Origin of the sequence: Flavobacterium xinjiangense (genome assembly GCF_900142885.1) — a bacterium.
Lineage (GTDB): Bacteria > Bacteroidota > Bacteroidia > Flavobacteriales > Flavobacteriaceae > Flavobacterium > Flavobacterium xinjiangense.
Map to the genome: position 1 here is coordinate 216,420 of NZ_FRCL01000001.1, position 13,914 is coordinate 230,333.

The 13,914-nt window shown below is 31.8% G+C and carries 8 protein-coding genes, 1 tRNA gene and 1 pseudogene; all 10 read right to left on the reverse strand.

What is annotated here, in order from left to right:
• Nucleotides 1-9: 9 nt before the first annotated feature.
• The 10 genes and pseudogenes from BUC23_RS00905 to ftsZ all read right to left on the reverse strand — a co-directional run bounded on the left by BUC23_RS00905 (nt 10) and on the right by ftsZ (nt 13,895).
• Nucleotides 10-1,605 (reverse strand): glycoside hydrolase family 32 protein, encoded by a 1,596-nt coding sequence (locus tag BUC23_RS00905; RefSeq protein ID WP_073203935.1) that lies wholly within the window; start codon nt 1,603-1,605, stop codon nt 10-12.
• A 4-nt stretch (nt 1,606-1,609) separates the two neighbouring features.
• Nucleotides 1,610-2,929 (reverse strand): sugar porter family MFS transporter, encoded by a 1,320-nt coding sequence (locus BUC23_RS00910; RefSeq protein ID WP_073203938.1) that lies wholly within the window; start codon nt 2,927-2,929, stop codon nt 1,610-1,612.
• Nucleotides 2,930-3,679: 750 nt separating this feature from the next.
• The gene (locus BUC23_RS00915; RefSeq protein ID WP_073203942.1) at nt 3,680-5,218 is read right to left on the reverse strand and encodes a glycoside hydrolase family 32 protein; all 1,539 of its coding nucleotides are present in this window, start codon (nt 5,216-5,218) and stop codon (nt 3,680-3,682) included.
• A gap of 397 nt (nt 5,219-5,615) precedes the next feature.
• On the reverse strand, nt 5,616-8,339 hold the full coding sequence (locus BUC23_RS00920) for a hybrid sensor histidine kinase/response regulator transcription factor (RefSeq protein WP_073203945.1): 2,724 nt from the start codon (nt 8,337-8,339) through the stop codon (nt 5,616-5,618).
• Nucleotides 8,340-8,733: 394 nt separating this feature from the next.
• A pseudogene (locus BUC23_RS17830) lies at nt 8,734-8,859 on the reverse strand (zinc-dependent peptidase); the annotation flags it as partial.
• Between the two features lie 238 nt (nt 8,860-9,097).
• A complete protein-coding gene (locus BUC23_RS17605; RefSeq protein WP_208609299.1) occupies nt 9,098-9,325 on the reverse strand; it encodes a M90 metallopeptidase family protein in 228 nt (75 codons plus the stop codon).
• A 1,351-nt stretch (nt 9,326-10,676) separates the two neighbouring features.
• Nucleotides 10,677-10,750: transfer RNA gene (locus BUC23_RS00940), tRNA-Arg, on the reverse strand.
• Nucleotide 10,751: 1 nt separating this feature from the next.
• A complete protein-coding gene (locus BUC23_RS00945) occupies nt 10,752-10,997 on the reverse strand; it encodes a GIY-YIG nuclease family protein (RefSeq protein WP_073203954.1) in 246 nt (81 codons plus the stop codon).
• A 155-nt stretch (nt 10,998-11,152) separates the two neighbouring features.
• Nucleotides 11,153-11,602 (reverse strand): GatB/YqeY domain-containing protein, encoded by a 450-nt coding sequence (locus BUC23_RS00950; RefSeq protein WP_073203957.1) that lies wholly within the window; start codon nt 11,600-11,602, stop codon nt 11,153-11,155.
• Nucleotides 11,603-11,948: 346 nt separating this feature from the next.
• Nucleotides 11,949-13,895, reverse strand: coding sequence for a cell division protein FtsZ (ftsZ, locus tag BUC23_RS00955; protein ID WP_073203960.1), 1,947 nt, complete (start codon nt 13,893-13,895; stop codon nt 11,949-11,951).
• Nucleotides 13,896-13,914 lie beyond the last annotated feature (19 nt).

Sequence of the window (13,914 nt, forward strand, 5' to 3'; positions counted from 1 at the left end):
TTAGTTGGTTTAGTTAAAATTTAGTTGGTTAATAATTAAGTTTTCAATGGTATACTCCTTATTAGCTTTAGAAACTGAAAAATATTCCATTGGTTTATCTGGAAAAAATATTTCAGTCATAACTGTCTTTCCATTGTTATAAAAAATTTCAATTGATGTTTTATCAACGATTATTCTTATATCCATTTTATCAAAGTCACCCTTAAAAGGAGCCTTTGAAATATTTTTTGCAAAAAGGTCAGAGAAAGTTATTTTTCCAGATTTTGATCTATCTATAAAAAAGTAATTCTCCTTTTTATTGATTCCAAATTGAATTGTATTCTTAGCATCATTTGATAAAGAAAAGGTGTAAACATCCTTTTTAAGATTCTTTAAAGAAAAGTGAATGTCTAATCTTGATAAATCGACTACTGTTTTATCTACCAAAATCGTTTCCTTATCTATTTTAAGAGATTCTTTTTTAATAGTTTTAGCAATATAACTTTGCAATTCCTTTACGGGTTTAGAAGAAACAATATAGTGACCGCTATCTTTAACAAGTACTAATTCTCTAGGTATAGTCATACTGCTTCTCCATTTTTCAGTAGGGACTTTTTGTGCGTAATCCCAATTTGACATCCACCCAATAAATAATTTTCTACCATCAACCTCAGAAATATTAGCCCAGGTAACACCAGCATAATTATCTCTGCCATAGTCAATCCAAAGACCTTTTTGTTGCTTTACATCTTTTGAAAAAGTTTCATCAATAGTGAATTTTTTCCCGTCAAAATCACCTACGAAGTATTGTGTAGCTGAACCACCATTAGGTCCTCCAGGATTAATACTTGATAACATAACCCATTTGTAATCATCAGTCCCGTCAACTAGCATCGGAAAAAAATCCGGGCATTCCCAAACGCCTCCATGAACTCCAGTCTCTTTCCCAAAATCTGAAAGCAGTGACCAATCTTTCAAATTTTTAGAACCATAAACCATCGTTTTATCTCCTGCTGCCAGTATCATTAACCATTGTTGATGAATCGCGTCCCAAGTCATTTTAGGGTCTCTAAAATCTTTAATGTTTGGATTTTTAATGATTGGATTCGCTTCATATTTCGTCCAAGTCAACCCTTCATTTAAGGAATAGGCAATCCCTTGTGACTGATAATTGATCTCACCAGCTTTTTCTTTTTTCATATCATGATACGTAAACATCGCAACCATTGGAGGATTTTTTAAGCTCCCAAATCCTGAAGTATTTTTCACATCGACAACAGCACTTCCCGAAAAAATATACCCTTTTTCATCCGGATAAAGCGCAATTGGTTTTTCAGTCCAGGTTATAAGATCAGTACTGATAGCGTGTCCCCAATGCATAGGCCCCCAAACATTTGAATCCGGATAATATTGATAAAAAAGATGGTAATAACCATTGTAGTAAAACATCCCGTTAGGGTCATTCATCCAACCCTTTTTAGGAGTGAAATGAAAATTAGGCCGATACAATTCTTCTTCAGTATATTTCTTGTCTGTTAAAGAAACCTCTTTACAACTAAATATGGTTGTAAAAATCATTATGCAACTTAACATTCCAACATATTTAATAATTTTTAATTTGCTCATAATTTTATTCGTTAATTAAATTTTTACTTAACTCCTCTAAAGAAATTCCTTTGGTTTCTGGCATCATAAATCGAACAAACAAGAGTTGAAAAACCATCATCACTGCGAAAAATATAAATACGACTCCAGGCCCTACTGTAGAAAATAGATACGGAATTAATGATGGAATAATAGCTGCCAGAACCCAATGCGTAGTACTCCCAAAGGATTGCCCTGATGCTCTTAGATGATTTGGAAAAATTTCTGATATAAAAACCCAAATTACAGCACCTTGACCTATAGCATGTGCAGCAATAAACAAGAATAAGAAAACGGGAACAGCCATTCCTTCCCAATGAAAAAAGAAAGCCATTGCAACAAGTGAAAGTGATATAATATACCCCACAGAACCAATGTACATTAATATTTTACGTCCTAATCTGTCGATTAAGAAAACGCCTAATAGTGTGAAAAGTAAATTAACCACTCCTATTCCAATACTACTTAGTAAAGCGGTACTTTCACCAAGACCCGCCTCTTGAAATATTCTGCTGGAATAATATAAAAAAGCATTAATTCCAGATAATTGATTGAAAAAAGCCATTAAAAAAGCCAATACTAAAGGTGTTCTGTATTTCTTTAAAAATATAGTATCATTAACCTTAGAAGCATCTTTATTATCCTTATCTATCTCTTCTTTTATTTTTTCATAATCAGCTTCTTGCCCCATTAAATGCAACACTCTTCTAGCTTCGTCATTCTTGAGTTTGGACAATAACCATCTTGGGCTTTCAGAAATCGAAATAATTAACAAAATATAAAGTACAGATGGAATTGCTTGTACTCCCATCATCCATCTCCACGAATTTTCACCCATATCGTTTAAAAGGTAATTGGACAAAAAAGCCACCAGTATCCCTAAAACGATATTGAATTGATAAAAAGCAACCAGCTTACCTCTATCTTTTGCAGGAGCAATTTCTGATATGTAAGCGGGTGCTGCAATGGTTGATGCACCAACACCGAGACCACCAACAAACCTAAATGCGGCGAACACAAATGGATTATTTGCAAAAGCAGATCCTATTGCTGAAAATAAGAATAAAACCCCTATCCATAATAAGGTGTTTTTTCTGCCAATCTTATTAGTAGGAATTCCACCAAATATCGCCCCAAGTACGGTACCCCATAAAGCCATTCCCATAACTACTGTTCCATGGAAAGCATCAGAGGAATTCCATAAAACTTGCAGCTTTTTATCAGCTCCTGAAATAACAACGGTATCAAATCCAAAAAGAAACCCTGCTAGTGAAGCAATCAGAGACCAAACAATAATTTTTTTCATTATCAAAAAATATTAAATTAGATTGCTAAGATATCCGCATAAATTTTGCTTCTATTTTGAGGATGTTACAATTTCATTTAATACTGTTTCACAATGCCGAATAAACAACAAAATACTTATTATCAGGCAGTTACATATTAAAATATACAAATAACTACTTCGTTGTAGTTCGATTATGTTACACGTGTTACAATCATGTTACACGTATTTTTTTAAAAAAATAGATATTCAGGAATAAAAAAAAGTCACTTGATGGATTTTATTCAATTAGTAAAATTTTAAATTTATTTTTAGAGGAAGTTTAAAAATAATCGATAAAAAAAATGAATTTATTAAGCAATTCTATATCATGAAGTATTCTTAAGCTTTTAAGAAAAATTACACAGATGCAAATGCAGTTTAATCTCAAGATTCAAGGATATTTTTATACCTGAGTACAGGAATTGCAACAAGAATAAGACAACTTATATTAAAACTATTACTTATGTATGTTCTACTCCGTTTTATTACGCAAAAGGCACTCGAATCCAGATTCCCAATAGTTACATCCAGTGTAGAAAGCAGCAGAATTATTACATTGAAATAAAGCCATAAAAAAACCACCAAAATTAGATTTTGATGGTTTTGATTTTGACATTACGCAGGTTAGAAAGTGAAAAATGAACAGAATTAATTTTAATCACTAAATCTGAAACTTTATAAAAACTAACGTTACAAAAAAGATTAAAGTGATCCTTTTCTATACTCCTTTTATTTAAAAATTTTTAAGTCTGAAAAAGTGACTTCACCATTATCAGCAAAAATAGCCCACGGATTTTGATTCATTTTATAGATACGGTTTGTAAAAGCGATTTCGTCATTAATGTATATCACACATACCGAATTTTCAGAAATGATTGTAACATCAAACTCTTTATTAGCTGGGATATTTAGCGGAAGCTGCGTTACATTTAAGGAAGACGCATTTTTTATAACCTTATCTAATCGTAATTGATTTTTGGCTAAGTCGAATACAATGGCAAATACTTCATTTCGCGTTCCACAGGCTCCAAATTCAAAACCAAATTGAGTGGATGATGTCGCTTTTATATGTGTTTTAATTTTGAATGCTCCAGTTTCTCTGTCAAACACTGAAAATGCTTTTTCAGCCGCATTACCCTTCAATGTATAGGCATCGCCTTGCTTTGTAGTTCCAAAGCCTATTTTTGCATTTAAAACTTCATTAACACTAAACTTATTGTCTACACCATTGGGTATAGCAATACCTAATGTTCCATTTGGATGCTGAACAAGTCGATGCGTTACAAGCGATCCAGCCCAATCAAAAATAGCGGCATCACTGTTTTTGTTTTTAGTAGGACACCATCCTGTTATATATCGATTGGTACCGTCTGTAACTGTTTTTCCAGCATAAAAGGCAATACCATCTAACTTATTATTTATAGGAGTAATCCAAGTATTTGATGTTAATGGACGGTATTTATAGTGTACCATTCGATCATCAATACTTGAGTAAATCAAATACTGATAATCACCCATAGTGAACACATCAGGGCATTCAGTTAAAAAGGTAGTTGTATCCTCATAAAACGGCTTTTCCAAAGTCCAATCTCTCAAGTTGGAAGAACTGTATTGAGCGATTACTGCTCGCCATGGCACATTACTATTAGAAACTAAACCAACCTCAGAACGTGTTGCAATCAACATTTTATAAGTTCCTGTACCTTTATCTTCTATGACGATTGGATCTCTAAATTCATTGCGATCATATCCCCAAGAAGCCTGCAATAAAAAGGAAGGATCTTTGGTCCAATTTTTTAAATCCGTAGACGTTGCAAGCATAATTTTTTCTTTAGGATCAAGAATTCCGTTATGGCCTGTATAGAAAGCGTAATAAATTCCATTCCTTTTAAAAACGGATCCGGTTCCCAATGCACCATCCTGCTGATTAGCAGTTCCTGTGGCAATCATTTCACTAGTATCGGTGAACGTTTCAAAATCAGACGTTGTTACTTTATACCATGGGTGAAAGGTGGGCATTGTATTTCTTGCATCGTACAAATAGAAAAGATGGAAGATACCATTTTCATAAAATGGTATGGGATCACCAACCCAACCCACGGAAGGCTTAAAAAATGTCCGATACGTATTATCCGATTCATTAGGAGTTTGACACGCCGGAGCGTTTGTTTCTGCAATAGGGGTTTCTGTTGGTTTATCCTCTTTAGTGCAATTATTAAATAATGCTAAACAAAGTGGAAGACATAAAAACGTGCGATTTATTTTCATATTGAATAGTTTACGAGAATTATAAGTGTGCAAAAAGATTTGATACTCTCAGATTAAATACTTTTTATCAGCAAAACGAAAATCAATTAAAGGAAATAAAAAACTCTCAAAAGCTTTCGTAGACCCAATTTAAAATCAAACAAAAAATTAATTATGTTTAGATCTTAAATTCAAATACTAAGATATTTTTAAAAAATCAGCTTTTATATCAAGAATGATGCGGTTTCATACAACGCTTTATTAAATTATTAAAGAACAATTTAAAATATTAATTATCAACACATTAGATATATACAAAAAAAAGCAACTACTTCGTTGTAGTTGCTCTTATGTTACATAGAGTACAATTATGTTACGCTATTTTTGTTAGGAAGAAAATGGTTCCATAGAAAATAATCTACTTTTTACTTTTATATTCTTTAGGTGTAACTCCAAATTTATTTTTAAAGGAAGTTGAGAAATAATTAGGTGAAGAGAAACCCACTGCATAGGCAATTTCTGAAATGTTTAATTCTGACTTTTTTAGTAGCTCCTTTGATTTATCTAATCGCATATTATTTATATGGTCACTGACACTAATTCCTAATATAGCTTTCACTTTTCGATACAATTGTACCCGAGAAATAGTTAAACTTCGTGCAAGATCTTCAACAGTGTAAGCAGAATTATCCAAGTTTTTTTCAATAAGATCATTCAACTTTCTTAGAAAATCTTGTTCAGAAACACCAAAATCACCATCCTCAATATTTAAAATATTATTGGTATAATAAAATCGTAGTTTTTCTCTGTTAAAGAGCAATCCTTTAATAGATTGCGCCAATACTTTTAAATTGAAAGGTTTTGTCAAAAAGATATCGGCACCACTTTCTAGAGCCTTCAAATAGGAATCTTGATTATCCGAAGCGGTAAGGATTATAATAGGAATATGTGACGTTCTTAAATCTTTCTTGAGTATTTCACAAATTTGAAAACCATTCTTTTCAGGCAAATTCAAATCACAGATAATAATATCTGGAATTAATTCCAATGCTCTTTCAATTGCATTAGTACCATCAGAGGCAAAAAAAGTATATTCAGCAGTAAATTTATGAGACACAAAATCTAAAAGCTCCTTATTGTCCTCTATATAAAGAATCGAATATTTATCTTCGGTGTTTTTTGGCTCAACACTTTGAATAAACTCTGAATCCAGATAATCCGGTTCATGAATAAAATCTAGCATTGATTCTTTTATTATATATTTTTCATCAAGATGCTCTTTTCCTAATGGCAAAGTAATTATAAATTCTGCTCCATTTTTTGAATTAATTTCTATTTTCCCTTTGTGCAGATCAATAAAACTTTTTGATAAATGAAGCCCTATTCCAGAACTGTTCCTGTAATTATTTGATCCTTGATAAAAAGCCTTAAAAACCTCCTTCAACTCATTTTCTGGAATCCCTATACCTGAATCTTTAAAGTGAATTTTAACAATGTTATTGGCTTTATCTTCTTTTATTACGATCGAAATTTTACCCTTTTCAGGGGTGAATTTGAAGGCATTTGACAACAAATTAAAATAGACTTTATCCATAAGATTTCGATCTATATAGACTTCTAATTCCGGATTGCTAATTGTCAATGAAAAATCAATATTTCTTTTCTTCGCTTCCCGATCAAAATCACTAATAATACTTTTTGAAAAATCTAAAATATTAGTTTTTGATGCTCTCAAAGTAAATTTTTGATCCTCTGTTTTTCTATAGTCTAATAATTGATTTATTAACCGGAGCAACCTTCTGGAGTTGTTATACATTAAATTTATTTCCTTGTTCACGGAAACCCCTTTATTTCTAAATTCATTTCCCAAAGATTCTATAGAACTCAATATCAACGTTAACGGAGTTTTGAATTCATGGGATAAACCTGTAAAAAAATTAAGTCTTGCTTCGTTGCTTAGTTTTAATTCTTCAGAAAATTTTTCAATTTCATTTCTTTGGCTGACAATTTTTTTATTTGTCTCTTCCAATTCTTTCTTTTTACGGCTTACTGTTATACGAGAATAAATACTGAAGAAAGCTAAACCTAGTGCCAATATAAATAGAAAAAAAAGAAGTTTTAAAAGATTGCTCTGACTGGAGTATTTCTCTTCCTGACTCTTGATAACGCTCTGTTGCTGTTCAATATCAGATTGCTGAATTGTTATCTTGTCAAATTGATTGCTCATAATATCTGCATTAAGAGAGTCAATTAATATGGTATTGAGTTTATTATTTTTAGGGACAATCTCTTTATTAGCTATTTTTAATGCCAACTTAATAGCTTCGCTACCTCCTGTAGGATATAAAACTGTCGCATCTAAAATCTTATCTTTTACTAATTGAATGCCGCCTAAAGGACCATTTTGGCCATCAACACCTATAAATTTTATATTTTTATCTACTTCTTTATTCTTTGCAATCTTCCAAGCATTATAAGCAATCATGTCACTAAATGAATATACAAAATCAATATCATGTAAACTATCTAACAGTCTACCATAATCTGCTCTGGGATGCCCAAAGTCATCTGCCTCGATAGTAAAAACCTTAATATTAGGATATTGACTTACAATTTGTTTAAACCCCATACTCCTTTCTAAACCAGGTGATGAAGTGAAGTCCCCATTAATTTCAATCACAGTTGCATCTCCATGACAAATAGAAACAATATGTTTTCCTGCCAATCTACCTACTTCAAGATTATCTGCTCCTAAATAAGTGGTATAACTTGAAGTATTTGCTTTCCTATCAACAATAATTACTGGTATACCTTTAGATTGGGCCTTCTCAATTACCGGAACAATTGAATCTGATTCAAAAGGAGAAATTATAATGACATCTACTTTTTTATCAATGAATTTCTGAATGTCACTAATTTGCTTACTTGCTTTCCTATTGGCATTGTAAATAGTCAAATTAATTTCCGGATGAAGCGAGGCTTCTACTTCCATTGCATGATTCATTGATACCCGCCAAATATCACTACCAACACATTGTGAAAATCCTATGGAAATTTCACTTTTATCTTTATCTGATGAATTGCAGGAATTCAGAATACATATAAAACTTGCTAGTAGTATAAAACAGCCTATTCTTGACATACGGTTTATGATTATAAAAATAACAATAAAAAAATTTTAGAGTAATTTCAGTTATTCTTGTAATTGATTTTTCTAAATCATTTCAATAATAGCATCAGCGATTATAGACGATCTTAACCTTACAAAAATAATTCCTGATAATGATGATTTCAAATGGTGTAGTAATTGCTCTTTTTTGTAGAACTAATATCATTTTCTTTTGATTATAAAATGATTATTAGAATTATTGACAAATATATAAAAATATGGCATTAGTATTCATTTTACTTAACGATTTTCTTTTTAGGAACTTACTGACTATTTTTTATCAAAAAGAACTTATTATAAAATATAAAACCAAATTAAGATGCTAAAAAAAGTAAAAGATGAAACTTTAAATTTATTTCCATTTAATCTAATATTGTTCTTTAAAATTGATCATCTTAACAATATGCGCGTATAATTCAGGATGTGTTGTTTTAAAACTTCGTGGCGTTTCAAAAAAATGTTCCAAAATTACCGATAAGAATTCAAATTGATTCGCGTACGCATAGCCTAAAGTATCCTTTTTGTTTTAGCTCTTGGTTTAAATTTGGGTCAGTGTAATATTTTATGACTTCCTTGAATTCATCAAAAAAATAATGGCACTTGGGTCGTTACTTTTTAAGCAATGAAAATGCAACACATGAGAATTCTCATGTAAACCCAGATTAATATTATCATTTGAGGTTAAATGCCCTAATAAAAAAAATCTTCCAACGAAAAACCACTACTATCATTTATGGATTGAATTCTCCTTTGTGATATTCCTTATTTACAGTAGAACAATAACTAGATTGAGAAATAATTATTTTATTAAATAAACTAACCAGATAATTTTGCATCCTAAAAGTCAACATCACATAAGTTCCGGCAACCAACATTTGCATTTGTTCCGTAATAACAATCTCCTTGCCTATAAACTCATAGTTCGAAATAAACCCCTTAAACCGATACTCAAAATACACTTTTCTTTCGGGACAAAGCCTATTTAAAACGGGAAATAATTATTTGTCTCAATATAATAATGCACTTCGCAGTAAAAACCGTTAATTAGATAAAGGCTAATAGCTAAATTATCTTTAATAAAACTATCTACTTGAATGCCCAAAAACCATATAGAATTAAAATGTTCATCTTCAGAAAGACTTAAAAATTCGCAAAGTTTCATTTGTAACGATTTTAAAACCCCTTTGCAAATTCGTCCTCTCCAACCCCAATTGAAAAAAATAAATTAAAAATACAATTCAATGAGTATAGAAAAAATCTACTAGGCTATGTGGAAAACCGTAAAGGAAAGTAATTTTTAAAGGTTACTATTGTTGAATTCTTTAATTTAAATACCTTGAAAATGCAATTACAAGAAAGTGAAGGCCAAAATGTTGATATTGTTGAAAAATGTTGGTACTGCAAAAGAAATCTAGCTGACAATAAATATTTAAATATTGAGGAAGTTAGCAGAAACTGGCTAGAAATTACTGGGCTTCCAAAAATCAAACATCAAAAAACGAGAAAATACACTTCCAAAAGATGTAAAAACTGCTTTTACATTCATAAAAAAGTTGACAAAATATTTATTGCAACTTTTACAATCTCATTTTTATGTTTAATTATTTATTTTCTTGAGTATTGGCACAGTTACAGTTTCGAATTTCTTGTTTTACCAATAATATTTTTTATTGTTTTTATGCCAATTGCACACATCTTAATAGAAATATATTTTGCTAAAAAATATAACACAAAACCAAAATGCGCAAGAATTGGTTGAATACTCTCTAACAAAAATACCAATTAAATATTCCACAGACCAACAACCTGGAATTAACACATAAATAAACTTTAAAAGGAATTTAACAGATAATTATTAACCAATGTTTTTCAATTAGAATCCGACCATTACGCAACCTATGCGCGCGCGATATCCATAAAAACATTTTTAACTATCTGTTACGCGCATGAAAACATTAATTAATTTGTATTAATTACTTTATGTTTAACACAACTTATAACACGAATTAAAAAATTGTATCAATAGTTGATTAATCCATTTTTTTCAAGTTTGATTAATCCATTTTTTTCAAATAATCATTAACGATTTATTTCGATTATTATCTAAAGTAAGGCAAATTAGATAAAACTAATATAATAACGTAGGTTTTATTTAAACCCCTCAACAAAGATATTTTTGCACCGTAAATAATATAAAAAAAAGGGTTGTTTTTTATCCTTATTTGAAATGGTTGAGCAATATTTGGGCAAGTTCTAAAAACAAAAAAAAAACGTAAACACTTATAAATAAAATGTTTACGTTATGTAAAGTGGCCGCGACAGGGTTCGAACCTGCAACCCTCAGAGTCGAAATCTGATATTCTATCCAGTTGAACTACGCAGCCTTTATTGTATTATTTTTTCTTTTATAAACTCTCTTCCACTTCCTGTTTTAAAATATTTTTCACGTAGAACAGCTTCTTCTCTTGTGCCAAATGTTTCTAAATAAACCAATTTCCATGGCACAAAACCTTTGGTCGATTTTGTCTTTCCTGAATTATGCTCTTTTATTCGTTTATCTATATCACTAGTCTGACCTTTATAAAGTCTTGCATCAATCTCACTTTGTATAACATATACAAAATATTCCATTTATTGTCGAAATCTGATATTCCCTGCCTGCCGGCAGGCAGGTATCCAGTTGCCTGCCTGCCGGCAGGCAGGAACTACGCAGCCATTTGATTTAAGATTGTTGATTAACGATTTTAGATTTGTGACTTAAAATCGTTAACCTTGAATCATAAAATTTATGTCAACAGTTTTTTCACTATTGTAGAAATAGTTTTTCCTTCGGCAGTTCCGCCTAATTGTGCTGCTGCTAATCCCATTACTTTTCCCATTGATGCAATTCCTGACGCTCCAGTTTCTGCGATGATTTTTGCAATTACGGCTTCTACTTCTGCTTCGCTTAATTGTGCTGGCAAGAATTTTTCGATTACTGCAATTTGTGCCAATTCTGGTTCAGCTAAATCCAAACGATTTTGCTCGGTAAAAATTCTAGCACTTTCCTTACGGGTTTTTACTAGTCTTTGTAGCAATTTAACCTCGTCATCTTGTGTTATTTCTTCCTTAGATCCTGTGGCTGTTTGAGCTAACAAGATTTCAGATTTAATAGCTCTTAACGCTTCAAGTGCAACGGTATCTTTGGCTCTCATGGCGGTTTTCATTTCGTCCATGATTTGTACTGATAAACTCATATTCTTTATTGTTAATTTAGTTAATCAACTATTAGTTTAATCGATTATTGAAATGCTTATTATAAAAACGTTTTCTTTTTTTTTAATGCCCCAGATGGTAGTGAAAAGCCTTTTTAAGAGAAAATGTATTTTTTCTTGCCCTTAAAAAGCGACCGTAGGAAGCTCTTTTGAGAGCTTAGAAAAAAGCATTTTCGAGAAAAAGCTTGAAACGACAGCTGGATTAAGGCCCCGCAAATTTAAAGAAATTTACTTGAATTAACAATAGATTACTTTCTTCTCTCCACACAAAAAAATAACCCGAAAATCAAATTGAATTTTCGGGCTATATCATTTCGGTTTGAGTTCGTTAATCTACATTGTCATGCAAATACGAGTTGTTTGAACGCAACTGTAAATCATTATTGCTGTCTGTTCCCACTGAAATTCTCGAATTTGTATTGTTTGGTTGATTATTTGAAATATCTATTCCTAATCTTTTGTACGCAGGTTCTTTTTCGTACTCATCAATTTTAGAAACATTATTATGAAACTTGTAATTGAATTCTTTTAATTTTTTTCTTCTTTCGTCAGCTCTAAGCTTCAAAGTTTCTTCAATTGTCATTTCCATTGGAGAAATATTTTCGAAATGAGTTGGTGCATTTGTAGCTGCATCTACTTGTTTCATTGTAATATTTAACTCGGCAGGAACAGGAACTTCAACTACTTTTGCAATTGGTTTAGCTGCGAAATCAGTATCTGCTTCCATGTACTCCTCAAGAGAATATTTGATAATTCCTCTGTCAGACAATTCTGTAACCGGAACAAATTGAACTGCTTCGTTTACTTTGATATCGCGAGTTTCATTCGTTAGTTCAAATAAAACTTTGCTTTCCTCAACGGGAGCAACTGGTTCCGATTTAAAAAGTGGCAAATCAAAAGAGAAAACCGTTTGTTCCTGTCTTTCGATAATTTTTGGCTGAACTGCTTTTACTTCTTTAACTTCTGGTGCGGTAAAAGTAAATTCACTATCATTAATTGGAGAAACGATTTCAAAAGTCACATCTAAATTTTTTATAAATTCAGACATAACCATCAACTCTTCTTTATTGATTGTTGGCGCTGGTACTGTTACAACTGGCTCAGGAGCCACTACTGTTGTATCTTCTAATAAGTCGAAAACAATTCTTTCGTTAGTATTAGACACCGGTGTTACGTTATTTAAATCGAATGCAGCAACAGCTCTATTACTTAGATTATGAACACTTCTTTGTTCATCTTCTAATGTGTGTATAATTTTTTTTGGCTCTGTATTTACAATTTCATTTTGTTGTTCAATATCAAATCCCGTAGCGATTATGGTAACTGCAATAGCATCTCCAAGTGATTCGTCTTCACCAACCCCCATGATAATATTTGCATTATGACCTGCTTCAATTTGAATATGATCATTAATCTCTCCTATTTCGTCAATTGTAATTTCATTAGTTCCAGAAACGATAAGCAACAATACGTTTTTGGCACCTGTAATTTTATTATCATTTAACAAAGGAGAATCTAAAGCTGCAATAATTGCCTCTTTAGCTCTATTCTCGCCTGAAGAAACAGAAGATCCCATGATAGCCGTTCCACTATTATACAATACTGTTTTAGCATCTCTTAAATCGATATTTTGAGTATAGTGATGCGTAATTACTTCGGCAATACCTCTTGAGGCTGTCGCCAAAACTTCATCCGCTTTTGAAAACCCAGCTTTGAAACCAAGATTTCCGTATACTTCTCTTAATTTATTATTATTGATAACAATTAATGAGTCGACTTGTTTACGTAATTTATCGATACCTATTAAGGCTTGCTCCTGACGCACTTTCCCTTCAAATAAGAAAGGCAAAGTCACAATTCCTACCGTAAGAATATCTCTTTCTTTAGCCAATTGCGCTATTACCGGCGCAGCTCCAGTTCCAGTTCCACCACCCATTCCTGCAGTGATGAAAACCATTTTAGTATTGCGATCCAACATTTTTTCAATCTCGGCAATACTTTCAATAGCAGATTGCTGTCCTACATCTGGATTTGCTCCAGCACCAAGTCCTTCAGTCAAATGTACCCCTAACTGAATTTTATTAGGCACAGAACTACTCTGTAAGGCTTGAGAATCCGTATTACAAACGATGAAATCAACGCCTTTAATACCTTGTTTGAACATGTGATTAATGGCATTACTACCGCCTCCACCTACACCAATTACTTTTATAACATTTGATTGATTTTTTGGTAAATCAAATGAAATACTTCCAAATTCTGAGTTGCTCATCATTTTATTTGGTTTTAAAATT